The 25,482-nt window shown below is 67.7% G+C and carries 22 protein-coding genes, 3 tRNA genes and 2 pseudogenes; 16 read left to right on the plus strand and 11 right to left on the minus strand.

Annotation, left to right across the window (positions count from 1 at the left end; translation table 11 throughout):
- The first annotated feature begins 49 nt into the window (after nt 1-49).
- The 4 genes from MUN33_RS07230 (at nt 50) to MUN33_RS07245 (ending at nt 3,352) form a co-directional block, all read left to right on the plus strand.
- The gene (locus MUN33_RS07230; RefSeq protein WP_244804230.1) at nt 50-601 is read left to right on the plus strand and encodes a DUF4282 domain-containing protein; all 552 of its coding nucleotides are present in this window, start codon (nt 50-52) and stop codon (nt 599-601) included.
- 45 nt (nt 602-646) lie between these two features.
- On the plus strand, nt 647-1,447 hold the full coding sequence (gene recO / locus MUN33_RS07235; protein WP_244804231.1) for a DNA repair protein RecO: 801 nt from the start codon (nt 647-649) through the stop codon (nt 1,445-1,447).
- A gap of 79 nt (nt 1,448-1,526) precedes the next feature.
- Nucleotides 1,527-2,198: an isoprenyl transferase gene (locus MUN33_RS07240; RefSeq protein WP_244804430.1), complete on the plus strand. Its 672-nt coding sequence runs from the start codon at nt 1,527-1,529 to the stop codon at nt 2,196-2,198.
- Nucleotides 2,195-3,352 (plus strand): VIT1/CCC1 transporter family protein, encoded by a 1,158-nt coding sequence (locus MUN33_RS07245; RefSeq protein ID WP_244804232.1) that lies wholly within the window; start codon nt 2,195-2,197, stop codon nt 3,350-3,352. Before MUN33_RS07240 ends, MUN33_RS07245 begins: the two co-directional genes overlap by 4 nt.
- A gap of 8 nt (nt 3,353-3,360) precedes the next feature.
- Here the strand turns inward: MUN33_RS07245 and MUN33_RS07250 are convergent, their stop codons facing one another.
- Nucleotides 3,361-3,765 carry a Fur family transcriptional regulator gene (locus MUN33_RS07250; protein WP_244804233.1) on the minus strand — a complete coding sequence of 135 codons (405 nt, stop codon included), beginning with the start codon at nt 3,763-3,765 and terminating at the stop codon, nt 3,361-3,363.
- Nucleotides 3,766-4,210: 445 nt separating this feature from the next.
- Between MUN33_RS07250 and MUN33_RS07255 the strand changes: the two genes are divergently transcribed.
- Nucleotides 4,211-5,593 carry a glycine--tRNA ligase gene (locus tag MUN33_RS07255; RefSeq protein WP_244804234.1) on the plus strand — a complete coding sequence of 461 codons (1,383 nt, stop codon included), beginning with the start codon at nt 4,211-4,213 and terminating at the stop codon, nt 5,591-5,593.
- 19 nt (nt 5,594-5,612) lie between these two features.
- Nucleotides 5,613-6,206, plus strand: a complete 594-nt coding sequence (locus MUN33_RS07260; RefSeq protein ID WP_244804235.1) for a hypothetical protein — start codon at nt 5,613-5,615, stop codon at nt 6,204-6,206.
- Between the two features lie 4 nt (nt 6,207-6,210).
- Here the strand turns inward: MUN33_RS07260 and MUN33_RS07265 are convergent, their stop codons facing one another.
- Together MUN33_RS07265 and MUN33_RS07270 are read right to left on the minus strand one after the other, a co-directional pair.
- Nucleotides 6,211-6,732, minus strand: a complete 522-nt coding sequence (locus tag MUN33_RS07265) for a dihydrofolate reductase family protein (protein WP_244804236.1) — start codon at nt 6,730-6,732, stop codon at nt 6,211-6,213.
- A gap of 75 nt (nt 6,733-6,807) precedes the next feature.
- Entirely contained in the window at nt 6,808-8,883 is a 2,076-nt protein-coding gene (locus tag MUN33_RS07270) for a coiled-coil domain-containing protein (RefSeq protein WP_244804237.1), read from the minus strand.
- Nucleotides 8,884-8,933: 50 nt separating this feature from the next.
- Here MUN33_RS07270 and MUN33_RS07275 point away from each other — a divergent pair, with 50 nt between their 5' ends.
- Nucleotides 8,934-9,602: a YdcF family protein gene (locus MUN33_RS07275; RefSeq protein ID WP_244804238.1), complete on the plus strand. Its 669-nt coding sequence runs from the start codon at nt 8,934-8,936 to the stop codon at nt 9,600-9,602.
- A 33-nt stretch (nt 9,603-9,635) separates the two neighbouring features.
- On the plus strand, nt 9,636-10,940 hold the full coding sequence (locus MUN33_RS07280; protein ID WP_244804239.1) for a deoxyguanosinetriphosphate triphosphohydrolase: 1,305 nt from the start codon (nt 9,636-9,638) through the stop codon (nt 10,938-10,940).
- A 21-nt stretch (nt 10,941-10,961) separates the two neighbouring features.
- On the opposite strand, the gene MUN33_RS07285 is transcribed toward MUN33_RS07280, so the two are convergent.
- Together MUN33_RS07285 and MUN33_RS07290 are read right to left on the minus strand one after the other, a co-directional pair.
- Nucleotides 10,962-11,249, minus strand: a complete 288-nt coding sequence (locus MUN33_RS07285) for a guanyl-specific ribonuclease (protein ID WP_369414944.1) — start codon at nt 11,247-11,249, stop codon at nt 10,962-10,964.
- A 219-nt stretch (nt 11,250-11,468) separates the two neighbouring features.
- Nucleotides 11,469-13,224 (minus strand): annotated as a pseudogene (locus tag MUN33_RS07290) (FAD-dependent oxidoreductase).
- A gap of 187 nt (nt 13,225-13,411) precedes the next feature.
- Here MUN33_RS07290 and dnaG point away from each other — a divergent pair.
- Entirely contained in the window at nt 13,412-15,391 is a 1,980-nt protein-coding gene (dnaG, locus tag MUN33_RS07295) for a DNA primase (RefSeq protein WP_244804241.1), read from the plus strand.
- A gap of 174 nt (nt 15,392-15,565) precedes the next feature.
- On the opposite strand, the pseudogene MUN33_RS14225 reads toward dnaG, so the two are convergent.
- Nucleotides 15,566-15,811, minus strand: a pseudogene (locus MUN33_RS14225) (hypothetical protein); the annotation flags it as partial.
- Between the two features lie 162 nt (nt 15,812-15,973).
- On the opposite strand from MUN33_RS14225, the gene MUN33_RS07305 reads away from it, so the two are divergent.
- From MUN33_RS07305 to MUN33_RS14070, 3 genes are all read left to right on the plus strand, one after another.
- The gene (locus tag MUN33_RS07305; RefSeq protein WP_244804243.1) at nt 15,974-17,092 is read left to right on the plus strand and encodes an S-(hydroxymethyl)mycothiol dehydrogenase; all 1,119 of its coding nucleotides are present in this window, start codon (nt 15,974-15,976) and stop codon (nt 17,090-17,092) included.
- Nucleotides 17,092-17,760, plus strand: coding sequence for an MBL fold metallo-hydrolase (locus MUN33_RS07310; RefSeq protein ID WP_244804244.1), 669 nt, complete (start codon nt 17,092-17,094; stop codon nt 17,758-17,760). The genes MUN33_RS07305 and MUN33_RS07310 overlap by 1 nt, the downstream gene beginning before the upstream one ends.
- Before the next feature lie 84 nt (nt 17,761-17,844).
- Entirely contained in the window at nt 17,845-18,192 is a 348-nt protein-coding gene (locus tag MUN33_RS14070; RefSeq protein ID WP_369414945.1) for a metal-sensitive transcriptional regulator, read from the plus strand.
- An 81-nt stretch (nt 18,193-18,273) separates the two neighbouring features.
- Here the strand turns inward: MUN33_RS14070 and MUN33_RS07320 are convergent.
- A tRNA-Ile gene (locus MUN33_RS07320) sits at nt 18,274-18,350 on the minus strand.
- Between the two features lie 207 nt (nt 18,351-18,557).
- Here MUN33_RS07320 and MUN33_RS07325 point away from each other — a divergent pair.
- Together MUN33_RS07325 and MUN33_RS07330 are read left to right on the plus strand one after the other, a co-directional pair.
- A tRNA-Asn gene (locus tag MUN33_RS07325) sits at nt 18,558-18,629 on the plus strand.
- A 386-nt stretch (nt 18,630-19,015) separates the two neighbouring features.
- Nucleotides 19,016-20,011, plus strand: coding sequence for an SRPBCC family protein (locus MUN33_RS07330; RefSeq protein WP_244804245.1), 996 nt, complete (start codon nt 19,016-19,018; stop codon nt 20,009-20,011).
- Here the strand turns inward: MUN33_RS07330 and MUN33_RS07335 are convergent.
- The 3 genes from MUN33_RS07335 to aceE all read right to left on the minus strand — a co-directional run bounded on the left by MUN33_RS07335 (nt 20,005) and on the right by aceE (nt 24,126).
- The gene (locus MUN33_RS07335; RefSeq protein ID WP_244804246.1) at nt 20,005-20,859 is read right to left on the minus strand and encodes a serine hydrolase domain-containing protein; all 855 of its coding nucleotides are present in this window, start codon (nt 20,857-20,859) and stop codon (nt 20,005-20,007) included. The genes MUN33_RS07330 and MUN33_RS07335 overlap by 7 nt on opposite strands.
- Nucleotides 20,860-20,863: 4 nt before the next feature.
- Nucleotides 20,864-21,235, minus strand: coding sequence for an acyl carrier protein (locus tag MUN33_RS14230; protein ID WP_244804247.1), 372 nt, complete (start codon nt 21,233-21,235; stop codon nt 20,864-20,866).
- 77 nt (nt 21,236-21,312) lie between these two features.
- Nucleotides 21,313-24,126, minus strand: a complete 2,814-nt coding sequence (gene aceE / locus MUN33_RS07345) for a pyruvate dehydrogenase (acetyl-transferring), homodimeric type (protein ID WP_244804248.1) — start codon at nt 24,124-24,126, stop codon at nt 21,313-21,315.
- 351 nt (nt 24,127-24,477) lie between these two features.
- Here aceE and MUN33_RS07350 point away from each other — a divergent pair, with 351 nt between their 5' ends.
- The gene (locus tag MUN33_RS07350) at nt 24,478-24,906 is read left to right on the plus strand and encodes a DUF3052 domain-containing protein (protein ID WP_244804249.1); all 429 of its coding nucleotides are present in this window, start codon (nt 24,478-24,480) and stop codon (nt 24,904-24,906) included.
- A gap of 51 nt (nt 24,907-24,957) precedes the next feature.
- A tRNA-Val gene (locus tag MUN33_RS07355) sits at nt 24,958-25,033 on the plus strand.
- Between the two features lie 136 nt (nt 25,034-25,169).
- Here the strand turns inward: MUN33_RS07355 and MUN33_RS07360 are convergent.
- The gene (locus MUN33_RS07360; protein WP_244804250.1) at nt 25,170-25,445 is read right to left on the minus strand and encodes a helix-turn-helix domain-containing protein; all 276 of its coding nucleotides are present in this window, start codon (nt 25,443-25,445) and stop codon (nt 25,170-25,172) included.
- Nucleotides 25,446-25,482 lie beyond the last annotated feature (37 nt).

Genomic DNA, 25,482 nt, shown 5'->3' on the forward strand with positions numbered 1-25,482 from the left:
GTGATAGGGTCGTTGTGTTCCGATCCGACATCCCTCCAGGAGAATCCTCATGACCACCCCCGGCGACAGCAACGGCAGCAGCGACGACAGCGCCACCGGCGGTAACGGCGGGTACCGTGCCAACCGGTGGAGCAGCCAGTCCGGGGCGACCCCGGAGCCGGGTCAGGGGTACCCGGCCTTCGGCGCCCAGCCCCAGCCTGAGCCCCAGCCTGAGCCGGCGCCGGGGGCCTATGCCGCAGCCCCGGGTGCCGGCACCGGTGGCGACTCCTTCGTGTCGGCGCTGTTCGACTTTGGGTTCACCCGCTACGCCACACCGTCGATCATCAAGTTCGCCTACGCGCTCGGCTTCGCGTTCATCGCGCTGATGTGGGTGGGGTACGTGCTCTTCGCCCTCATCGCCCCGGCCAGCGAGTTCGGCGGCGCCGGCTTCGTCCTCGGCCTGTTCGGGGTCCTCGTCATCACCGTCGGCATGCTGTTCACGTTGATGACGCTGCGGATGATGCTGGAGTTCTACCTCTCGAACATCCGTATCGCACAGTCCGCCCAGGCGATCGACCAGCGGCTGCTGGAACAGGGCGCACGTCCGACCGGACGGTTCTGACACCTCGTCCACACCGGAGGTGGCCGGTGGTCGTACACTGGGACCATGCCCAGAAGCCCTCGTCCCCAGTACCGGGACGAGGGCTTCGTGGTGCGCACCCACAGACTCGGGGAAGCCGACCTCATCGTCGTCCTCCTGACCCGGGAACACGGTGTGGTCCGCGCGGTGGCGAAGGGTGTCCGTCGGTCGAAGTCCCGTTTCGGTGCCCGGCTCGACCGGTTCTGCCGCGTGAACGTCCAGATCTACCCGGGCCGTAACCGGTCGAAGCCGGACGGCGGGTTGGCGAACGTCACCGACGCGGTCACGGTGCACACCTTCGCCCCGCAGATCAGCAGCGACGTGGACCGGTACTACGCGGGGGTGGCGATGCTGGAGATCGCCGAACTCACCGTGCAGGGGGCGGTGGAGGAAGCCGGGCACGTCTTCGACGGACTCGACCAGGCGTTGGCGGCGCTGGCGCACCGCGCGGCAGGGGAGGGGGCCGGGTTGTCGCCGCGTACCCTGGCGGACCGGTTCGTCCTGCAGGCACTGGGGATGGCCGGTTGGGCCCCGAGTCTCGTCGACTGTGCACAGTGCGGACGGACCGGCCCGCATTCGGCCTTCCACCCGCTGGCGGGAGGGGCGGTGTGCACGTCATGCCGTCCGCCGGGTGCGTTCACTCCGCCGGCCCAGGCCGTCCGGGTCCTGTGGCTGTTGTCGCGGGGGCGGCCGGGCGACCTGGCGGCGGTCCTCGACGTCGCCGGGGGGATCGACGGCCCGCGCGTGATGGAGACCGCCCACGAACTGCTCCTCGCCCACGTGAGGAACCAGACGGAGGCACCGTGCCGGGCGTACGCCGCCCTGTGACGTCCTGTCTGGCAGAATATTGGACGTGAGTAGACCCGAGATCCCCGCTGAGTTCATTCCCCGCCACGTCGCGATCGTGATGGACGGCAACGGCCGTTGGGCGCAGGAACGGGGGCTGCCGCGCACCGAAGGCCACAAGCGGGGCGAGGGCGTCCTCATGGACGTCGTCGACGAATGCCTGGAACTCGGGGTCGACTACCTCTCCGCCTACGCGTTCTCCACGGAGAACTGGCGTCGCAGTGCCGATGAAGTGCGTTTCCTCATGGGCTTCAACCGGGACGTCCTGCGCCGGCGACGCGACGAGCTCGACGCCAAGGGTGTGCGCGTGGTGTGGGCGGGACGGCGGCCGCGGCTGTGGCGGTCGGTGATCTCCGAGCTGAGGAAGGCCGAGGAACAGACGCGGGACAACACCAGGATGACCCTGGTGATGTGCGTCAACTACGGCGGGCGTGCCGAGATCACCGACGCCACCCGCGCGGTCGCCGAGGAGGTGGCCGCGGGCCGGCTGAAGCCGCGGGACATCACCGACCGGACCCTGTCGGCGTACATGAGTGATCCGGCGATGCCGGACGTGGACCTGTTCCTGCGACCGTCGGGCGAACAGCGGACATCGAACTTCCTGCCGTGGCAGTCGGTGTACGCCGAGATGGTGTACCAGGACGTGCTGTTCCCGGACTTCACCCCCGCGCACCTGCAGGAGGCGGTGCTGGAGTACGCCAGGAGGGACCGGCGGTTCGGCGGTGTGAAATGAGCGGGGAGCCGACCCGCCGGCAGCTCAACCGGTGGCGTCGGTACCTCGCCGACGAGCGGGCCGAGGGGGCGGTGTACCGCGAACTGGCCCGCCAACGGACCGGCGAGGAACGCGAGATCCTCCTGGGGATCGCCGAGGCGGAGTCACGCCACGAGGAGTACTGGCGGGCGCGTCTGGGCGACGACATCGGCCTGCCGCGTCAGGCGGGCCTGAAGACCCGGCTGACGGCGTGGATGGCGCGGCGGTTCGGCTCGGTGTTCGTCCTGGCCCTGTTGCAGTCGGCGGAGTCGCGCAACCACTACCTCTCGGACGAGGACGCCACCGAGCAGATGGCGGCGGACGAGGCGATCCACGCCGAAGTCGTCCGGGGGCTGGCCGCCAGGGGGCGGGCGAAGATGTCCGGGGACTTCCGTGCGGCGATCTTCGGTGCCAACGACGGCCTGGTGTCGAATCTGGCGTTGCTGCTGGGCATGTTCGGTGCAGGTGCCGGACCGGCGACGATGCTCACCGCCGGCATCGCCGGCCTGCTGTCCGGGGCGTTGTCCATGGCGGCCGGGGAGTATGTCTCGGTCACCAGCCAGAAGGAGCTGCTCGAGGCGTCCACACCGGACCCCAACACCAGGACCGCGGTGCCGAAGCTGGACGTGGACCGCAATGAACTTGAACTGGTCTACCGGGCCCGCGGGATGGACGCGGAGTCTGCCGGGCGCAAGGCACGGCAGGTCTTCGCCGAGCTGTCCCGGCTCCGGGAGCTCGGGGAGGTCGCCGACGGTGCGGAGCCCGGTGCGGACCTCGCCGACGGGTGGGACACCGGGGAGACCGGGGACGCCGGGGACACCGGGGACACGTCCGGTTCCGCGGCCGTCGCCGAGGACGGTGGTTCCGGACTGTCGGCGGCTGTCTCGAGTTTCCTGTGTTTCGGGGTCGGTGCCCTGGTGCCCGTCCTGCCGTTGATCCTCGGGTTGGCGGGACTGCCGGCGATCGTCGTCGCCTGTGTCCTGGTCGGGCTCGTCCTGCTGGTCACCGGTGCGCTGGTCGGGCTGTTGTCGGGGATGTCGCCCTGGAAGCGGGCGCTACGTCAGCTCGCCATCGGTGCGGGCGCGGCCGCGGTGACCTTCACCTTGGGGTCCCTGTTCGACGTCGCCGGGGTATAGGCACCGGCTTACCGTCCGGAGCAGTCGGGGCAGAGGCCGAAGATGTCGGCGGTGTGGCCGGTCATCGTGTAACCGTGCTGCCCGGCGACGTCGGAGGCCCACCGCTCCACCGGGCCTCCGTCGATCTCCACGGCCTTCCTGCAGGACGTGCAGACGAGGTGATGGTGGTGGTGCACGGAGGTGCAGCTGCGGTAGAGCATCTCGCCGCTGTCGTCCTGCAGGGTGTCGATCATCCCCTGGGTGTTGAGCTGCTGCAGGGTACGGTACACCGTGGTCAGGCCGACCTTGTGGCCTCGCTGACTCAACGTGGCGTGGATGTCCTGCGCGCTGGCGAAGGTGGTCATCCCTTCGAGCGTGTCGACCACGGCCGCGCGCTGGCGGGTGTTTCGCTGTCCGATCCGGGGAGTGTTCATCGTGCCGTCCACTCTATCCCTTGGGGTGCGGGGAGGGAACGGAACCGGAGTCGGGAGTGTCCGGGAAGCCCGGGGCACACGGACTGCAGGGGGTGGGTGTGGGGCGTGGAATACGCAGGTGGGAGGTGATTGCGGGGGAGGTGTCTGACGGACTTGACAGGGGCGCCGGGGCCGCCGTAAATTGGATCCAGTTCCCCAGGGATGGCTTGTCCCCCCCCCTAAGTCCATCCCACCAAACGGGGAACAAGGCCCCATCCTCTTCGGAGGACAGTGCGGCCGGGACCCGCGATAACCCCCCCCTTTCGCGGGTCCTTTTTTATACCCTGACGGTGCCTCGCCCGGGGTGTGTGACCCGGAGGTGCCTCGTCGTGACCGCCCCGGTATCATTGGTGTGATTGTCTGAACGACCGTCCATCACACCGTCAACGAGGAGTGCCCCGAGCCCATGGCTGCCAGTAACATCGAGACCGTCGTCAACCTCTGCAAGCGCAGGGGACTGGTGTTCCCTGCCGGTGAGATCTACGGCGGCACCCGCTCCGCCTGGGACTACGGTCCGCTCGGCGTCGAGCTCAAGGAGAACATCAAGCGCCAGTGGTGGCGTCACATGGTGACCTCCCGTAAGGACGTCGTCGGCGTCGACACGTCGATCATCCAGCCGACTGCGGTGTGGGAGGCATCCGGCCACGTCGAGGTGTTCACCGACCCGCTGGTGGAGTCGCTGTACACGCACAAGCGCTACCGGGCCGACCACCTTCTCGAAGCCTACGAGGAGAAGCACGGCCACCCGGCCCCGAACGGCCTGGCCGACATCAACGACCCGGTCACCGGCCAGCCCGGCAAGTGGACCGAGCCGCGGGAGTTCTCGGGTCTGTTGAAGACCTACCTCGGCCCGGTCGACGACAAGGAGGGCCTGCACTACCTGCGTCCGGAGACCGCCCAGGGCATCTTCATCAACTTCAAGAACGTGATGGGTGCGTCCCGCCAGAAGCCGCCGTTCGGCATCGCCAACACCGGCAAGTCCTTCCGCAACGAGATCACGCCCGGAAACTTCATCTTCCGCACGCGTGAGTTCGAGCAGATGGAGATGGAGTTCTTCGTCAAGCCCGGTGAGGACGAGGAATGGCACCAGAAGTGGATCGACGACCGCTTCAACTGGTACGTCAACCTCGGCATCGACCCGGAGAACCTGCGGCTCTACGAGCACCCGAAGGAGAAGCTCTCCCACTACTCCAAGCGCACCGTGGACGTGGAGTACGCCTTCAACTTCGCCGGGTCGAAGTGGGGCGAGCTCGAGGGCGTCGCCAACCGCACGGACTACGACCTGAAGACCCACGCCGAGCACTCGGGCGAGGACCTCAGCTTCTTCGACCAGGAGACCGGCGAGCGCTGGATCCCGTACTGCATCGAGCCGGCCGCCGGCCTCGGACGCGCGATGATGGCCTTCCTGGTCGACGCCTATTTCGAGGACGAGGCGCCGAACACGAAGGGTGGGGTCGACAAGCGCACCGTCCTGCGGCTGGACCGTCGTCTGGCTCCGGTGAAGGTGGCCGTCCTGCCGCTGTCGAAGAAGGAGACGCTCACCCCCACCGCCGAGAAGCTCGCCGAGGAACTCCGCGGGCTCTGGAACGTCGACTACGACGTCTCCGGTGCGATCGGGCGCCGCTACCGTCGCCAGGACGAGATCGGTACGCCGTTCTGCGTGACCGTCGACTTCGACACCCTGGAGGACAACGCGGTGACGGTGCGCGAGCGCGACACGATGTCGCAGGAGCGTGTCAGCCTCGACAAGCTGCAGGGCTACCTGGCCGAGCGGCTCGCGGGCTGCTAGGGCGAACGGACCTGTCGACATGCCGAACCCTGACATCCGTTGGTCAGTGCCCGACTACGGCAACACCTTCCCGATCTACGCCGGACGTACCGACGACATGGACCGGGTGGCGGAGTACTCGGTGGAACGCGACGTCGCCACCATGCACTTCGGTGGGGACGCCTGGCAGTTGGAGGCGGGCAAGAGCCCGGTCATGAAGGCCACGACCGGTGCAGCCACCGGTTCCCAGGTCTTCACTGCCGTAGGTGACGCGAAGACGTTCGGTGCCTCGAAGAACGTCAGCTGCATCGCCGACCGGCACCGGGTGCTGATCCATGCGGAGAGCCGTAAGGACTTCGTCCTGTTCAAGGCGCCCGCGGACCCGGACGTGGCCCTGGATCTGGCGAACGCCGAGAAGATCGGCCAGTTCACCTCGGAGAACGACGGGCTGAAGAGGGTCCACGTCTCCTTCGAGGGCGACGGGGAGACGCTTCCCCTGGACGTCCAGGTGTTCCTGTCCTGGGTGGCCCGACACGCGATGGAGACCCGGGTGCTGTCGTCGAGTTGGCGTCTCTCGATCTTCCTCATCATCCTGGTGCCGTTCCTGGTGCTCTACTTCCTCGGCTACATCTGAGACGTCATGTGACGACGCGGAACCGGGTGCACACCAGCGCCCGGTTCCGTTGTGTGTCCAGCAGTTCCAGGGTCAGCGGGCGGGGGAGCAGTGGTGCACCGTCCCCGAGCGTGACCGGGGCGTACTGGATCCACACCTCGTCGAGGAGGCCGGCGTCGGCGAACTGACCCGCCAGGTCTCCGCCACCGACGATCCACAGGTCGTTCCCACCGGCGGCGGCCGTCATCTCGGCGTGCACGTCCGGCACGGGGGACGAGGTGAATCGGACATCGGCGCCGTCGGGGGTGGGAAGGTCACGGTGGGTGAACACCCAGGCCGGGGTCTCGTAGGCCCACCCGTCGTCGTTGGCGAGAATCCATTCGTAGGTCGTTGCGCCCATCGCTATGGCGCCGATTCCGTCGACGAAGGTGGTGGGGGACATCGGACCGTCCCAGGCGAAGTCCTGGGAGGTCAACCAGTCGAGCGAGTGGTCGGTGGTGGCGATGTAGCCGTCGAGGCTGGATGCGGTGAAGTAGTGGGTGGTCATGGGACCAGGTTAGGCGGTCGGGAAAACCCGGGTCACCGAGATGCGGTGGCGTGGTCGGTGAGCAAGGGCCCGAAGTCAGAAGCTCCCGAAGTCGCCCCCACCGCCGAAGTCGCCGCCGCCACCGCCGAAGCCTCCTCCGCCGAAGCCGCCGCCACCGAATCCACCGTTGCCGCTGAGGAGCGAACCGAGGAGCATGCCGGCGACAAGGTTTCCGCCGCCTCCGCCTCCACCGTAGTAGTTGTTGCGGCGGTTGTAGTCCTCGATGTCACCGCGGGCCATCTGGGACGCCTGACGTGCCAGGGCATTGGCCTCCTGCGCGGCCGTGAACGCGGCGCGGGGTGTCGACTCCCGCTGCTGCTTGGCGGTGTCCAGGGCGTGCGCCGCGGACTGGGCGGCCGACCGTGCCTCGACGCCGATCATGCGACCGCGGGTATGGATCGTGTCCTCGACGGCACGCAGGTGGTTCGTCGCCTCGGCGATGGTGCGGTCGACCATACCGAGCGTGCGCTGGTAGTCGTTCTCCGCACCGCGGGCCTCGTCCAACTGGATGTCGAGTTCACCGTCGGCCGCCAGGAGGTCGGAGTAGGTCCCGAGCGGGTTGCGGTCCCCCTTCTCCCGTGCAGCCTGGAGCGCGTTCGTGGCGTGCTCCACTGCTTTGCCGAGCTCCGTGCGGTCGATCTCGGCGTTGCTGGCGGCCAGGTGGGTGGCCTCGGTGATCTCCTCGTCGACCTCCTGGATCAGCGAATCGAGGTTCTTCTGCGCCTCCTGCAGCTGCGACTCCGCGTTCTCCACGGCGGACAGCTGGCTATCTGCCTGACCGATCGCCAGGTGGGCGGCACTCGCGGCGTCGATGAGCTCACCTTGTTGGCCGGCGGGCAGATGCAGGAGCTCACGTGCCCGGGTGATCGCCTTCTCGGCTTCGGCGATCTCCGCCTCGGCGATGTCGGGGTTGTCGGAGACCGAGTCGAGCAGTTCCGGGTTCACCTTGGTCGACAGCCCCTCGAGGATCTGACGTGAGCGGGGGATCCGGGCACGGAGCTCGACGGTCTGCTGGAAGAGCTTCTCCACGATCGTGGGGGCGTCGATCAGTTTTTCCCGCAGGCTGGCGAAGCGCTCGGCCTGGTCGTCGAGGTTCCGGTCGGCTGTTCCGCAGGAGGAGATGATCTCGATCAGGTGCGCGCGTTCCTCCCGCTCACCGCTGACCAGTCCGTTCTGCAGACGTTGGTGGGTGTCGTAGGCCTTCGCGAGCGCCTTCCTGGACACCTCCAGTGCCTTGCGGAGGTCCCGGGTCCGCTCCTCACCGAACTCCGACTCGGCGGTGTCGAGTTCCTGGTGGCCCTTGCGGATCGACTCGTCGGTACTGTGCAGCTCCTCGACGGCGAGTGTGCGGAGCACATGGGTGGGCTGCTGCGAGAGGTCGTCGGTGTTGCCCGGGGTGATCGTGCGGGCTGAATCGAGCTGCTCCGCGTCCTTCTCGTGCTTCTTCTTCCGCGAGTACCAGATCGCACCGCCGGCACCACCGAGCACGACGACCGCCGCGGCTCCGCCCCAGGCGTAGGTCGACGCCGGGGTGACGTCAGCGATGACGTCGGCGACCGCCTGGCCGCCGGCGGCCCAGTTGCCACCGGGCAGGCTGTCCATCCCCGCCTGGTAAGCGTCACTGGACACCGATGTCGGAACGCGGGGCCCTGGACTCGTGACGATCTGGCCGTTCGATTCCGACAGGACGTTGATCACGGTGACGAGGACATTGTTGGCGGGGTCCTGGCTACGCAGCTCACCGGCGAGAGCCTTGAGGTCGCCTGCGTAGTTGTCCGTGTAGACGATGTAGCCCTTCACACCGGTCTCCGACGGCCCCTTCGCCAGGGTCTCCTCGATGGAGCTGCGCTCGGAGCCCGACAGGACCCCAGCCTGGTCGACGACCTGGGAATCCAATGTGATGTCCGTCGCGGAACCGGTGTCCGTCGCCGTGCCCTGTGCCAGGACAGAGGTGTCCGCGACGGTGGGGGTAGGCGCTGCGCCGGCGGCCCCGACACCGAGAAAAGCGCCGGTCCCGACTCCGAGACCGGCGACTCCCGCGACTGCGACGGACGCGGCGAACCGGCGGAGTCGGGGACGGGAGGAAGGGCGGGGAGGATTCGCAGCGTACATGCACCCCACAATAACGAAATCCACGAACTCGGGTGCGTAGGCTTAGTCGCATGAACGGCAGAACCATCGGCAGTACCGCGGGACGGACGATCGGTGCAGGTATTCGTGGACTGATCTACATGGTCACCGGCACCGTCGTCATCGCACTGGTCATCACCCTGGCCACGGCTGCGCACGTCTGGGCGTACGCACGGCAGGACAACCGCTCGGACGCGGACACGATCCTGGTCCTCGGCGCAGCCCAGTACAACGGAACCCCCTCGCAGTGGTTCGCCGCGCGCCTCGACCACGCCGCGGAGCTGTACCGGCAGGGGGTGGCGCCGCACATCACCACGATCGGCGGGAAACTCGAGGGCGACGCCTACACCGAGGCCGAGGCCGGGGCGACCTACCTCCGGGAGCAGGGGATCCCGGACGAGGCGATCACCGAGGTCAACGAGGGGGCGGACACCCTCGGTTCGGCCGAGGCGTTCGCACCGGTCGCCAAGCAGAACGGTTGGGGCACCGTCCTCGTCGTCACCGACCCGAACCATTCTCTCCGGGCGACCGACATGGTCGGGGGCGAGGGCTTGGTGGCACACGCCTCACCGACCCGGCAGGGGCCGGCGGTGTCGAGCAGGAAGGAACAGCTCGACGCGATCATCCACGAGACCGGCGGCCTGCTGTTCTACCGGGCGACGGAAGAAGGCGGCGGCGACTACACCGTCGACGAGAACTGACGAGAAGACGAGAACCTGAGGAGACCGATCACGGTGCAACGGTACGGCTACACCGCCCACGACCTGGAACGCATCGTCGATGTGCCGGGGAAGTCACTCGGTATCGACGGTGCCGTGCCCGATGCGCGTGACGACTTTGACCGCGACCGTGCCCGGGTGCTGCACAGCGCCGCACTGCGTCGCCTCGCGGACAAGACCCAGGTCGTGGGGCCGGGGTCGGGGGACACCCCGCGTACCCGGCTGACCCATTCCCTCGAGGTCGGTCAGATCTCCCGTGGCATCGGCAAGACCCTGGGCGTCGACCCGGACCTGGCCGATCTGGCGGGGCTGACCCATGACATCGGCCACCCGCCCTACGGCCACAACGGGGAGAGGGCCCTGGACGAGGCCGCTGCGTCCTGCGGAGGTTTCGAGGGCAACGCGCAGACACTGCGCATCCTCGTCCGTCTGGAGCCGAAGACCGTGGGGCCGGACGGGCAGAGCCACGGACTCAACCTCACCCGTGCGTCCCTCGACGCCGCCTGCAAGTACCCCTGGGGCCCGACGGCGCCCGACGGTACCGCCCGCCGCAAGTACTCCTGCTACGCCGACGACCTGGACGTGCTGGCCTGGATCCGCGAGGGAGCCCCGGAAGGACGTCAGTGCCTCGAGGCGCAGATCATGGACTGGTCCGACGACGTGGCCTACTCCGTGCACGATGTCGAGGACGGGATCGTCTCCGGACGGATCAGCCTGAACGTCCTGTGGGACCTCGTGGAGCTCGCCACGCTGGCGGAGAAGGGCGCCCGGGCCTTCGGCGGCGACCCTGAGGAACTGCTCGACGCCGCCGACCGTCTGCGGCGGATGCCCCCGGTGGCGCGTGCCGCCGACTTCCACGGCACTCTCCGGGACCTCGCCGCGCTCAAGGGGCTCACCAGTGAACTGGTCAGCCGGTTCGTCACCGCCTCGGTGACGGCGACGAGGGAGGCCCACTTCGCTCCGTCCGACGACGGGGACGGCAGGGTCCCGCTGGGACGGTACGCCGCCGACCTCGTCGTCCCCGCCGAGGTCAAGGCGGAGGTGGTGCTGCTGAAGTCCCTGGCGGTGCTGTACGTCATGGACGAGCACCGGCATCTCGCCGAGCAGGAGCGCCAGCGCGACCGCATCTTCCGCGTGACGAACTACCTGGCACAGGGAGCGCCCGGAAGCCTTGACCTGCTGTTCCGTCCCTGGTGGGAGGCGGCGTCGACGGACGCGGAGCGGCGGCGGGTGGTCATCGACCAGGTGGCGTCGCTCACCGAGGCGCGGCTCGAGCGGCTGGACCGCTCGGCGTCGGCGATCAGCGCCGCCTGGGGCTGAGCCGACGCGGGCGCTGTTGGCTCAGTCTTCGGCGTCGGGGATCGCGCAGAAGGACTCGTAGTGGTCGGCGGTGTAGTACCAGACGTCGGGGTCGGTGTCGGTGCCGCCGCCGACCACGATCCTGCGCGCACCGCGGTGGTCCAGACCGGGGGTCGAGACGGTGTACTCGCGGTAGTAGCTGCCGGCCTCCTCGGGGAGGATGCCCTCGTAGTTGCCGAAGTGCTTGCCGTCGTGGCCCGGGTGGTCGAAGGTGCCGTCACCGAGGATCGAGTCGATGACCTCGTCGGCCTGCTCGGGGAGCGAGGCCACCTCGCAGGTGTCCCCGGCGCCCGCCGGGGCGACGGCGGAGGACGACGTGCCGTTGCCGCCGTCGCTGCTGTCGCTGCCGTCGTCGCCGGTGACGACGTCGAATCCGTAGTAACCGGCGACCAGCAGGATCGCCGCGCCGGCGATCCCGGCGATTCCACCGTTGCGTCTGTTGTTCCTGGTACTCACAGCACGTCAGTACACCACACGACGCCGGGCCGGTCACGCCCGGGCGGAGGACACCGGGGTGATCGGCAGGCGCAGCGCCGCCGGGGCGCTGTCCGGGACGACCGGGCTGACCGGACGCACCGGTGTGACCCGCCGGTACGAGTGCAGGGTGTCTCGCTGTGCCGGGCGGGGGTCGGCCTCGCCCTTGTTGGGCCAGAGGGCCGCCGCGCGCTCCGCATTCGCCGAGATCGACAGTGACGGGTTCACCCCGGGGTTGGCGGTGATGGAGGCGCCGTCGGTGACGAGCAGCGACGGGTACCCCCCACACACGGTGGTAGGGATCGATCACGCCGCTGTCCGGGGAGTCGGCGATCGTGCAGCCCCCGAGGAAGTGGGCCGTCAACGGGATGTTGAACACCTCCGACCACACGCCGCCGGCGACGGCCTTGGGGAAGTGCGCCGCGCCCCGACGGGTGGCTTCATTGCCCTCGGGGATCCAGGTGGGGTTCGGCTCGCCGCTGCCCTGACGGCTGGTGAGGAACCGCAGCGGACCGATCTTCTTCAGGCTGGTAGTCAGGGAGTTGTCCCGGGCCTGCATCACCAGGTTGATCATCGTGCGTTCCGACCAGCCGCGCAGATTCAGGACCAGTTTGGCCGCGGCGGGGTTCTTCGACAGCTCACGGAGGAACTCGACCCACCGTGGCCACCGGGTGTCGCCGTCGGTCACCAGGGTCTGCAGCAGGCCCATCGCGTTCGACCCCTTGCCGTACCGCACGGGCTCGATGTGGGTGTCCGGCGCCGGCCAGTAGCTCGAGGTGATCGCGACGCCGCGGGAGAAGTCGTGGTCCGGGTCGGCCTTCTGCAGGCCGACACCGAGAAGAGCCTCCGAGTTGGTCCGGGTGAGCTGTCCGAGGTGGTCGGACAGCCGGGGGAGTGTGCCGTCCTCCTTCGCGCGGTGGAGCAGGTTCTGCGTGCCCCAGGTTCCGGCCGCCATCACGACGTAGTCGCTGGTGAAGGTCCGACGGGCCTTCCTGCCGACGACCGGTGCGGTGGTTTCCGTGGTCACGGTCCACCCGGTGTCCCCGTCGGCGCCGTTCTTCCTGATTCCGGTGACGGTGGACCGGTCGTGCACCGTGGCCCCGGCTTTCTCCGCGAGGTACAGGTAGTTCTTCAACAGGGTGTTCTTCGCGCCGTGCCGGCAGCCGGTCATGCATTCCCCGCACTCCGTGCATGCGGTGCGGTCGGGGCCGACCCCGCCGAAGTAGGGGTCGGGGACGGTCTCGCCCTCCTCGCCCTCCAACCCGACCTTCTTGCCGAAGAACACACCGACCGGGGTCATGCGGAACGTGTCGCCGACCCCCATCTCGTCGGCGACCTTCTTCGACAGGCGGTCGGCCGGGGTGACCGTCGGGTTCGTGACCACGCCGAGCATCCGTCGCGCCTGGTCGTAGTAGGGGGACAGTTCGTCCTCCCAGTCGGTGATGTGGTCCCAGGCGGGGCTGTGGAAGTAGTCGGCACCCGGCTTGTAGAGGGTGTTGGCGTAGTTCAGGGAGCCACCGCCGACACCGGCGCCGGCCAGGATCATAGCGTCCTTCAGCAGGTGGACCCGCTGGATGCCGTACAGACCGAGCTTCGGGGCCCAGAGGAACTCCTTGAGGTGCCAGCTGTTCTTCGCGAACTCGTGGTCGGCGAAACGGCGCCCGGCCTCGATGATGCCGACCCTGTACCCCTTCTCCGTCAGGCGGAGGGCGGTCACGGACCCGCCGAACCCGGAGCCGATGATCAGGACGTCGTAGTGGGTGTTGCTCATGGTGGACTGCTCTTCTCTTCGCGCCCGCGCGCCGGGAGTCACTCCGTGCCGCGGAACGTGGGGTCGTCGGGGGTTGTCGGGCACCAACGGTGCTGTTTCGTGGGGGATAGAAGATATCCTAGGGTCCGGGGTCCCCGTCGTCAGGTGAATCGGGGACTTGGTGCCGCCGGTGGCTATCATGGTCGGCATGGCACGAGGGCGGATTCCGGACACCGACATCGCCGCGATCAGGGAGCAGACCCCGATCGAGGAGGTGGTCGGTGAGTATGTCCAGCTCACGCCGGGCGGAGTGGACTCGATGAAGGGGCTCAGCCCGTTCAAGGACGAGAAGACCCCGTCCTTCCACGTACGCCCGAACAAGGGCTACTTCCACTGTTTCGCCACCGGCGAAGGCGGCGACGTCTTCAGCTTCCTGATGAAGATGGAGCACGTCAGTTTCCCGGAGGCGGTGGAGCAGTGCGCCGAGCGCATCGGGTACCGCATCAACTACGAGGGTGGAGGCCCGGTCAACCGTGTGGAACCGGGGACGCGCCAGCGGCTCGTGGCGGCGAACCGTGCGGCGCACGAGTTCTACATGGAGCGGCTGCGGGACCCGGAGGACGAGGGCGCGGAGACCGCACGGGCGTTCCTCCGTGACCGGGGTTTCACCGGCGAGATCGTCGACACCTTCGGGTGCGGCTACGCGCCGGCGGGGTGGGACACCCTGACCAAGCATCTGCTGCGGCGCGGTTTCGAGTTCAAGGAGCTGGAGGACGCGGGCCTGAGCCGGATGGGGAACCGCGGCCCGATCGACCGGTTCCACCGGCGGTTGCTGTGGCCGATCCGTTCGGTGGCCGGTGACGTGATCGGTTTCGGGGCGCGCAAGCTCTTCGACGACGACAACCTCGGCAAGTACATGAACACCCCGGAGACGCTGCTCTACAAGAAGTCGAAGGTGCTGTTCGGTATCGACCTGGCGAAGAAGCACATCGCCTCGGACCACCAGGCGGTGGTGGTGGAGGGGTACACCGACGTCATGGCGATGCACGCGGCCGGGGTCCCCACCGCCGTGGCGGCCTGCGGCACGGCCTTCGGTGAGGACCACCTGCAGATGCTGCGGCGCTTCATGGTCGACGACCAGTTCTTCCGCGGCGAGATCATCTACACCTTCGACGGCGACGAGGCCGGACAGAAGGCGGCCCTGCGTGCGTTCGAGGGCGACCAGAAGTTCACCGGGCGCAGCTACGTCTCCGTGGCCCCGGACGGGATGGACCCCTGCGACGTGCGGCTGGAGAAGGGGGACGCCGCGGTACGGGAGATCGTCGCCGACCGTATCCCGATGTTCGAGTTCGTGATCCGGACCGTCATCCGCGGCTACGACACCCACCACATCGACGGCCGGGTCGAGGCGATGCGCAGGATCGTCCCGGTGCTCGCCGGCATCAGGGACGACGCCCTGCGGGACGAGTACGCCCGTCAGGCCGCCGGGTGGCTGAGCTGGCCCGACCCCACCGAGATCGTCAGCCAGGTCCGTGCCGAGGCGGCGAAGGGGCACCGGGGCCGGCAGGGCCCGGAGCTGAAGGAGGGGGTGGCCCGGCTCGCACGCCGTTCAGCCGAGGCGGAGAAGGCCGGCGCATCGTCGAACGTCACGTCGATGCTCAGTCGGCCGGACCCGGCGGACATGTACCTCGAGCCGGCGCGCGAGGTGCTGAAACTGATGCTGCAGGAGCCGGAGATGGTCGGCGCGGACGCCGACGGCCTCCTGCCGGACTCCTTCGAACACCCCACCTACATCGCCGTGGCGAAGGCCGTCGCCGCGGCCGGCGGGGTGGGGACGGTCGGCGCCGAGGGCGGGCATGCCGCCGGCGCAGAATGGTTGGACGCGGTGACCAGCGCGACGGATGACGTGATGTGCCGCGCGGTGATCAGCGAACTGGCGGTGGAGGAGCCCCGCTGCCAGCGTGACCGGCTGCAGTTCTATGCGGGTGCCGTCGTCGCCCGGATGGAGGAGCGCTGGGTGGGCATGGAGATCGCCGAGCTCAAGTCCCGGATGCAGCGTATGCGCCCGGACCAGGGCGGCGGGAAGAAACAGGAGTACAACAACACCTTCGCCGACCTGATGGCGCTGGAGAAGTACCGGCGTACCCTGCAGGAGCAGGCCCAGTCCTACGGCGACCTCCGCGGCTGACCGTACCGGGGCCCCCGGGGGATGTCCGGTGGTTCAGCGACGGCGGCGGGGGCCCTTGTCGAACCGCTTACGGGTGGGTGCCCCGGTGCCGTCCTGGTCGCTCACGGGCCGGCCCTTGCTGTCCCGCATCCGGGACTGCTCGGACTCGATGTAGATGTCCTCCTCGTGCTCGATGCGGTCGTTCTCCAGGACGGTACCGCCGTTGAGCTCGTCGGATCCGCGGAGATCACGCAGTTCACGCATCCGCGGGTCCGGGTCGAGGCGGTCTGCCAGTGCCTTCCGACCGGCCTGGACGGCCCGTCGCGTGGCAGGGGAGTTGACCGCAGCCTCGTAACCGCGTCGGATCTGCTCGTACCGGCGGCGTCCGGCCTTGGTGCCGAAGACGTATCCGGCGGCAGCTCCGATGACCAGCTGGATCATGAAAAATACTCTCCTGGGATTCAACGAGACGGTGGCGGACAGGCTCGGTCCGGTGTGTTCCTCCCACCAGCCTACCCTGAGGGCCCGGCGCCTTCGACGGAAAACATCCGTATCCTGAGGGGGAGAAAATGACAGCTGCATGACGAGAGGACGTGGCCAGGGATGAGTACGACGGTGAAGGGTGTCATCGCCCGGGGTAAGGGCGCAGAGGTGGAGCTCACGGATATCGTGGTGCCGGACCCGGGTGCCAATGACGTGGTCGTGCGGGTGCAGTCGTGCGGTGTGTGCCACACGGATCTGGCGTACCGCGACGGTGGGATCAGTGACGACTACCCGTTCCTGTTGGGGCATGAGGCCGCCGGGGTGGTGGAGTCGGTCGGCGACCGGGTCAGCCACGTCGCGGTGGGTGATTTCGTGGTGTTGAACTGGCGTGCCGTGTGCGGCGAGTGCCGGGCCTGCAGGAAGGGTGAGCCGAAGTACTGCTTCAGCACCTTCAACGCCTCGAAGAGGATGACGCTGACCGACGGCACCGAGCTGGAGCCGGCGTTGGGGATCGGTGCGTTCGCCGAGCGGACGTTGGTGCATGAGGGGCAGTGCACGAAGGTGAACCCGGAGGCGGACCCGTCCGCGGTCGGGCTGCTGGGGTGTGGCGTGATGGCCGGCCTGGGCGCGGCCGTCAACACCGGTGGAGTCCAGCGTGGTGAGACCGTGGCGGTGATCGGCTGTGGCGGGGTCGGTATGGCCGCGATCGCGGGGGCGAAGCTGGCTGGGGCGACGACGATCATCGCGGTGGACCTCTCGGACGAGAAGCTCCGTCGGGCACAGGACTTCGGTGCCACGCACACCGTGAATCCGTCGGCGCTGGGCGGGGACGCCGGGGCCACGGGCGAGGATCAGCCGGTGGTGCAGGCCGTCCACGAGATCCTCGGCGGTATCGGTGCAGACGTCGTGGTGGATGCGGTCGGGTTGCCGGCGACGTTCACCCAGGCGTTCTACATGCGTGATCTGGCCGGACGTGTGGTTCTGGTGGGCGTGCCGACGCCGGAGATGACCCTTGAGCTGCCGTTCCTGGACGTCTTCTCCCGGGGTGGGTCGGTGAAGTCGTCGTGGTACGGGGACTGCCTGCCGGAGCGGGATTTCCCGATGTACACGGAGCTGTACCTGCAGGGGAGGTTCTCCTTGGGTGATTTCGTCGACGAGCGTGTCGGCCTCGACGCGGTGGAGGCGGCGTTCACGAAGATGAAGCAGGGTTCGGTGCTGCGTTCGGTGGTGGAGCTGTGATGGCGTCGGGGGCATCGGAGCGTTTCGCCGGGTCGTCCGGCAGTGGCCTGCGCATCGACCGGGTCGTGACCCACGGTGTGTTCGCACTGGACGGCGGCGAGTGGGAGGTCGACAACAACATCTGGCTCATCGGTGACGACGACGAGGTGATCGTGGTCGACGCCGCCCACGACGCTGACGCGATCGTCGGTGCGGTCGGGGGTCGGACGGTGCGGTCGGTGATCTGCACACACGCGCACAACGACCACATCACCGTGGCGCCGGAGTTGGCGGAGCGGCTGGATACGCAGGTGCATGTTCACCCGGGTGACCAGATGTTGTGGGAGCAGACCCACCCGGGGGTCGGGCATGAGGACCTGGATGACGGGCAGGTGTTCGACATCGCCGGGACGCGGCTGCGGGTGATCAACACGCCGGGGCATTCGCCGGGGTCGTGTTGTCTGTATCTGCCGGAGGCGAAGGTGTTGCTGAGCGGTGACACGATGTTCGCCGGTGGGCCCGGTGCGACGGGCCGGTCGTTCAGTGACTTCGACACGATCATCGGGTCGTTGCGGGAGAAGGTGCTGACGTTGCCGGGCGAGACGGAGGTCTACACCGGGCATGGTGACGCGACGTCGATCGGTGACGAGGCTCCTCATCTGGAGGAGTGGATCGCCCGAGGCTATTGATCTCGATACCCCTCAGGGGTACTCTGAGGGGCGTTGTGGGGTCCGACAGGAGGAGTGGAAGTGCCCGAGAATCTAGTTGTCGACATCGCGTCCACGGATGAGTCCGGCTGCGGCTGTGCGTCGCAGGAGGGTGCCGGAGACGGTGCCGAGGAGTCGCACGGCTACAGCGCGGAGAAGAAGCGCTACCTCGCCCGCCTGAAGCGGATCGAGGGCCAGGTGCGGGGCCTGCACCGGATGGTCGACGAGGACACCTACTGCATCGACGTCCTGACCCAGGTGTCGGCCGTGCAGTCGGCACTCAAGGGTGTCGCTCTCGCGCTGTTGGACGACCACATGCAGCACTGTGTGCTGCATGCGGCGCAGCAGGGCGAGGAGGAGGCCATGGAGAAGCTCGACGAGGTCTCTGCGGCGGTCGGAAGACTGCTGAAGTAGTAGTTGCTGTCGCCCGCATGAAGAGAGACAGAGAGGCTGCCGTCCCATCGGACGGCAGCCTCTCTGCGTTGCAGCTTCGCGTGGTGGGGCCAGCGGGGCTTGAACCCGCGACCAGCGGATTATGAGTCCGCGGCTCTAACCAACTGAGCTATAGCCCCGTGCCGATATTTAAGCACATGTCCTGGCGTGCCAGGACACGTGCCCCTCGATCTGCCGGGATGCTCCGGGGCAGTCTGTCGAGTGCGTGGGTGGCTGCGGGCGGTTGCTCCTGTTCCTGCAGGTGGGAGCACTGATTTGATCCTTTGTGTGGACCTCTGTAGAGTTTCATTCCGTTGCAGGGGAGAGCAAAACCCCGGCCACAGTATTCCTCCATAGCTCAATGGCAGAGCATTCGACTGTTAATCGAAGGGTTGCTGGTTCGAGTCCAGCTGGAGGAGCAGAACACAGCCGCCGACCACATTTTGGTCGGCGGTTTTTTCGTTGTCGCAGCCCTATTGTAGCCAGGGTGGCAGAGTCACCGGCTGGATGGCAGATCCACCGGGCGATTCTGCCCCTCGAACCGACCGTTAGCTCTGCCATCGTGCACGGAGCTCTGCCACGTGGCCACGCGGCCACGCGGCCACGCGGTCACCCGTGATCACCGGACCCCGGGAGCACAGACCTGTCACCTATCCCGTGCCTGCAGGAGACGCACCCGCGGTACGGGGAGGGGTGTGCACCGGTGTGCGTGGTCGGGACATCGCCACGACAACCCGGAGCCGACCCCTACCGGAACGCCGTGCGCTGTGCATATACTGGATCTCCCGTTGAAGGAGCGCCCGCCATGCCTGTGCGTACCGTCCACAAGAACACCGACGACTCGACGATCGAGATCGTCGCCGACTACCCGGTCAGCGCCCGCAGACTCTGGAATGCGTACGCCGATCCGAACCAGCTCGAACGGTTCTGGGGTCCGCCGACCTACCCCGCTACGTTCACCCGCCACGACCTCGCCGTCGGCGGACGGTCGCACTACGTCATGACAGGCCCCGACGGAGATACGTCCGCCGGCTACTGGAGTTTCAGTCACGTCGACGCCCCGCACTCGTTCACGGTGCGTGACGGGTTCGCCGACGAATCCGGTGAGCCGAACCTGCAGGCCCCCGAGATGACGATGTCGTTCCGCTTCGAGGACACCGCCCACGGGGCGACGTTGACGATGGTCACCTCCTTCGACAGCGACGCGCAGATGCAGGAGATGCTCGAGATGGGCATGGACGAAGGTATGGAGTCTGCCCTGGGGCAGCTCGACGCGGTGCTGGAAGGCCCGGACCTCGCCGCTGCCGGCACGATGACGCAGCTGACCGTGCTCGGCGACACACTCGTCAGGATCAACCGTGTGCTTCCTTGTGACGTCCGGGAGGCCTGGCGTGCCCATCACGACGCCGAGATGCTGCGCCGTTGGCAGTTGGGTCCGGACGGGTGGTCGATGCCGGTCTGCGAGGTGACCACCACCGTCGGGGACAGCTACCGGTTCGGGTGGGTGAGCGACGACGGCACCGAGGCCTTCGGGTTCACCGGGACCGTGCTGGACGCGCAGGAGCCGTACCGTGTCGTCACCACCGAGATGATGACCGACGGTGAGGGCACGCCGGTCGAGGACGGGCCGGAGACCCGCAATGAGTTGACGTTCTCACCGGTGGCCGACGGCACGCTACTAAGCCTCGTCATCACCTACCCGGACGTGGCCGTCCGTGACATGATCCTGGGCACCGGGATGGTGGACGGGATGGAGATGAGTTACGCACGCCTCGAGCGACTGCTCGGCGGGGTTCACTGAAGCGATTCCCACAGCCGGTCGTTGAAACCGTCCCACCGTTCTTTCGCCCACGGTCCGAAGGCGCGGTCGGTGAGGACCACCGCCGCGCGGCCGGTGGGACGGTGGAACCACAGGAAGGTGCCGGACTGACCGAAGTGGCCCGCGGCGTCCTGTGGCATGGTCCGACCCATCCAGTGCGGCGCCTTCCCGCCGTGAACTTCGGGGCCGAGCCCCCAGGGGCACGGCGTCTGGCGGCCGTAGCCCGGGACGATGCCGTCGAGGTCGGTGTACTGGGGGGACACGGCGTCCGCCCAGGTCTGCTCTGAGAGCAGGGTCGGTGACACGAATTCACCGGCGAGGACCATGAGTGCCGAGAGTGAGCCGCTGTATCCGTGACCCGCCGACCCGGAGAGGTCGATCTCGGTCGTGGACAGGCCCAGGGGGTCACACACCGCTGCCCGGGTGTAGTCGGGGAAGGGGATGCCCGTGGCCGAGATCAAGTCGGCGAGGATCTCGTAGCCGGCGGAGGAGTAGATCCGGCGTGACCGGGCAGGTTTCTCCCGGTCACGTGACTGCATCCCGACTCCGGAGGCGTGGCTGAGGAGTTCACGGACCGTCGCGTCCGCAGGTCCGGCCACGTGTGCACCGTATTCCTCGTTGACCTCGGCGACGGTGTCCCCGAGACCGAAGGCGCCCTCTTCGGTGGCGATGAGGACGCTGTAGGCCGTGATCAGCTTGCTGACGCTGGCCAGGGGGAACAGGCGCGCGGTGTCGCCGTGGGTCGTAGTCGTCGCCCCCTGCAGGACGCCCGCCGCCACCGCGTCGACCGGCCAGGCGTCGGTCTCGTCGAGGACGTCCCGTACCGACACGGGGTCAGGAGCCCTCGGTGTGGGCTGGGGTGCGGGCCTCGACGAACCGCACGATGTCCGACACGGTCCGGGCGGCGTCGAGATCCTCCTCCTCGACGCGGACGCCGAAGGCGTCCTCGATGCGGATGGCGATGTCGATCCGGGAGACGGAGTCGATGTGGAGGTCGTCGGCCAGGTCGCTGTCCGCGCTGATCTCCTCGACGTCGACACCGGTCGCGTCCTCGATGATCATCGAGATCCGCGTCAGCGGGTCGACCGACGAATTGCGTGCGTTTCGGGAGGGACGCGTCCCCTTGGCGGCCCCGGCGCCGGTGCCGACGGGGTCACCGCCGAGCTTTCCGGCGAGCTTGTCTCGGGCATCCGGTGAGATCTCCACGGACATCGACCTTTCTGGGTTCTGTGGTCCCGCAACTGTCGGGGACCACATTACCAACCGTCGCCGCGGCGTCGGTGCTACGCCTTCGTCGGGTCGGTGAGGTTCAGCTCGTCGGCGGCGTCACTGACGTCGTCCCAGCTGAACTTCCCCTCGCGGGCCAGTGCGGACAGCACCGCCACGACGATGGACTCCGCGTCGGAGTTGAAGAACCGGCGTGCGGCGGCCCGGGTGTCGGCGAAACCGAAGCCGTCGCAGCCCAGGGTCGAGTAGTCGCCGGGGACGTACGCCCGGATCTGCTCCGGCAGGTCGGTGGCGAAGTCGGACACGCCGATGAACGGGCCGGAGGCCTTCTCCAGCACCTGGGTGACGTAGGGCGTCGCCGAATCGGCGCTCGGGTGCCGCAGGGCGTCGCGGGACAGCGCCGCGCCCTCGCGTGCCAGCTCGGTCCACGACGTCACCGAGTACAGGGAGACGTTGACGTCGTACTTCTCCCGCAGCATCTCCTTGGCGCGGATGGCTTCGGTGACACCGACACCGGAGGCCAGGATGTTGGCCTGCAGCTCCGTCTCCGGGGCGGGCCCGGCGTCACCGGTGGAGTTCGCGCCGGTGCCGATCAGCCGGTCGGCGGGGGAGTAGAGGTAGATGCCCTTGAGCAGGCCCTCGACATCCAGGTCGGCCGGCGCCGCCGGCTGGTGGACCGGCTCGTTGTAGGCGGTGAGGTAGTAGATGACGTTCTCACCCTGGTTGTCCTCGCCGGAGCCGTCACCGTACATGCGCTGGATACCGTCGCGCAGGATGTAGGCGATCTCGTAGCCGAAGGCGGGGTCCCAGGCGACGACCGCCGGGTTGGTGGCGGCGAGCAGCAGGGAGTGGCCGTCCATGTGCTGCAGCCCCTCGCCGGTGAGGGTGGTGCGGCCGGCGGTCGCACCGATGAGGAAGCCGCGGGCCATCTGGTCGGCGGCTGCCCAGATGCCGTCGCCGGTGCGCTGGAAGCCGAACATCGCGTAGAAGATGTACAGCGGGATCATCGGCTCACCGTGGGTGGCGTAGGACGTCGCCGCGGCGGTGAAGGACGCGACGGAACCGGCCTCGTTGATGCCTTCGTGGAGGATCTGGCCGCTGGTGGCCTCCTTATAGGACAGCATCAGGTCGGCGTCGACCGGGGTGTAGTTCTGGCCGTGGTTGTTGTAGATCTTCAGGGTGGGGAACCAGGCGTCCATACCGAAGGTCCGGGCCTCGTCCGGGATGATCGGGACGAGACGCTTCTTGATCTCCGGGTCGCGCATCAGGTCCTTGAGCGCGCGCACCAGCGCCATGGTGGTGGCGACCTCCTGGTTGCCGGACCCCTTCAGCACGCTCTTGGCGACGTCCTTGACCTCGGGCACCTGCAACGGGGTGTACGAGTTGCGGCGCTCGGGCACGGCGCCGCCGAGCTCCTTGCGGCGCTCGAGCATGTACCGCACCTCGGGCGAATCGGGACCGGGGTTGAAGTACGGGGGAAGGTAGGGGTCCTTCTCCAGTTCCTCGTCGGAGATCGGGATCTCCTGCTTGTCGCGGAACTGCTTGAGGTCCTCCAGCGCCAGCTTCTTCATCTGGTGGGTGGCGTTGCGTCCCTCGAAGTTGTGGCCCAGGCCGTATCCCTTGATGGTGTGGGCGAGGATGACGGTCGGCTGGTCCTTGGTCTCCAGGGCACGCTTGTAGGCCGCGTAGATCTTGCGGTAGTCGTGACCGCCGCGACGCAGGGCGAAGATCTCCTCGTCGGTCATGTCCTCGACGAGCTTGGCGGTCTCCGGGTTCTTCTCGAAGAAGTACTTGCGGACGTACGCGCCGTCCTTGGCCTTGAAGGTCTGGTAGTCGCCGTCCGGGGTGGTGTTCATGACGTCGACCAGGTCGCCGTCCTTGTCCTTGGCCAGCAGGTCGTCCCACTCGCGGGCCCACACGACCTTGATGACGTTCCAGCCTGCGCCGCGGAAGAAGCTCTCCAGTTCCTGGATGATCTTGGTGTTGCCGCGGACCGGGCCGTCGAGACGCTGCAGGTTGCAGTTGACCACGAAGGTCAGGTTGTCCAGGTTGTAGAGCGCGGCCTGCTGGATGAGACCGCGGGACTCCGGCTCGTCCATCTCGCCGTCGCCGAGGAACGCCCAGGTGTGCTGGTCGGAGGTGTCCTTGATGCCACGGTCGTGCAGGTAGCGGTCGAAGCGCGCCTGGTAGATCGCGTTCATCGGGCCGAGGCCCATCGAGACGGTCGGGAACTCCCAGAACTCGGGCATGCCGTGCGGGTGCGGGTAGCTGGGCATGCCCTTGCCGGGCTTGCTCTTCTCCTGGCGGAAGGCGTCCATCTCCTCCTCGGAGAGCCGTCCCTCGAGGAAGGCGCGGGCGTAGACGCCGGGGGAGGCGTGTCCCTGGAAGAAGACGTGGTCGCCGCCACCGGGGTGGTCCTTGCCACGGAAGAAGTGGTTGAAACCGACTTCGTAGAGTGCGGCGGCCGAGGCGTAGGACGAGATGTGTCCGCCGACGCCGATCCCGGGACGCTGGGCACGGTGGACCATCACCGCGGCATTCCACCGGATCCAGCGACGGTAGCGCTTCTCCATGTCCTCGTCACCGGGGAACTCCGGCTCCATGGTGGTGGGGATGGTGTTGACGTAGTCGGTCGAGAGCAGCGGCGGCATCGGGACACGCTTGGCGGACGCACGTTCCAGCAGGCGCAGCATCAGGTACCGGGCCCGGTCGGGGCCTGCGTTGCCGAGGAGGCCGTCAAGGGAATCCATCCACTCCCTGGTCTCCTCGGGGTCGGAGTCGCGGAGATACGACGCGACGCCGTCGCGGATGCTGCTGAAATTGCTGTCCGACGGGTCGGACTTGGGTGCCCTGCTGGACGCAGTGGTCATGACGATCCTCCTGGGTACGGGAATAGACGTGCCCCGCAGCCCAGGATTACGGCTGCGGCGCCTGTCGACGGTCTGTCACTGTCCGATACTACGTAAGATGTCGGTGGGGAATTCCAGTGCGATGTCGATGAAGTGGGCTCGCCGTCTAGCCATGACCAGAGACTTCCCCTACTATGCAGGGAGATCGGTGCCTTGAACTGCAGGTGTCGCGTACGACGCGCCAACTGCCGGTCCGGGGCCCCGGACGAATGGTGAAATATGCCACTCGGAAGTTCTACGCGACGCCCCCTCACAGAGGGCGTAACAAGTAATGGCACCAGACATATCAGAGGAAAGGTCAGGGAACCGCAAGTGGGAGACGCCTCCGGCGCAGCAGTGCACGAAGGACAGGACTGGGCAGAGATGTTGGATGTGACCAACGGCCAGATCGTGCAGGAGCTCGGTTGGGACGAAGACGCCGACAGCTCGATCAGCGAAGGTCTCGAAGAGGTCATCGGTGACGCTCTTCTGGACGAAGAGACCGACGAGATGGTCGACGTCGTCCTCCTGTGGTGGCGCCACGACGACGGTGACCTTGTCGACGGGCTCGTCGACGCGACCAGGAACCTCGGCGACGCCGGACGTATCTGGCTGCTGACCCCGGCAGCGGGTACCCCCGGGACCGTCGACCCCGGTGAGATCGCTGAATCCGCGCAGGTCGCAGGCCTGGTGCAGACGACGTCGACGCGGCTCGGCAGCTGGCAGGGGGCCTGTCTGGTACCCGGCGGAACGAAGCGCTAGAGTTCTAGGGGTTCCCGTCGCGCGGCTGCACGCCGACTGCATGGGGATGACGCGCATTTAGCTCAGCTGGAAGAGCAGCTGGTTTACACCCAGCAGGTCGGCGGTTCGAACCCGTCAGTGCGCACCACTACTGACCAGGCAACGAGATGATGTTGGGTCCCTGGTCCCTGCGGGAGACGACCTCCGTGATCACGCCGTAGTCGGTCGCGGTAAGTCGACCGAGAACTACGCGTCGCGCCGCTCTGACCCCGGTGGGCGGCGGACTACACCACCGGCGCTACTCCGGACGTGCAGTGCTGCCAGACGTTAGCCATGGAGCGGATATCCAGGTCAAGAGTTCGGCAGAGGCGCACCACGGTGCCGAAGGCGGGAGAGGGTAGTCTCCCGGTCTCGATCTTGCGAAGTGTCTCAGCAGAGATGCCGGCTTCGCCTGCAACCCCGGTGAGTGTCCGGTCGGCGCGGTGCCGGGCATCCCGCAGGATTTGGCCGATGCGTTGTCCTGCTTCGATCTCTGATGCGGTGAGTGGACTTCTGACCACGGTTGCTCCTTTTCGTCTGCCGGTATTATTGTACCGT

Source organism: Corynebacterium kalidii (assembly GCF_022869005.1).
GTDB lineage: Bacteria > Actinomycetota > Actinomycetes > Mycobacteriales > Mycobacteriaceae > Corynebacterium > Corynebacterium kalidii.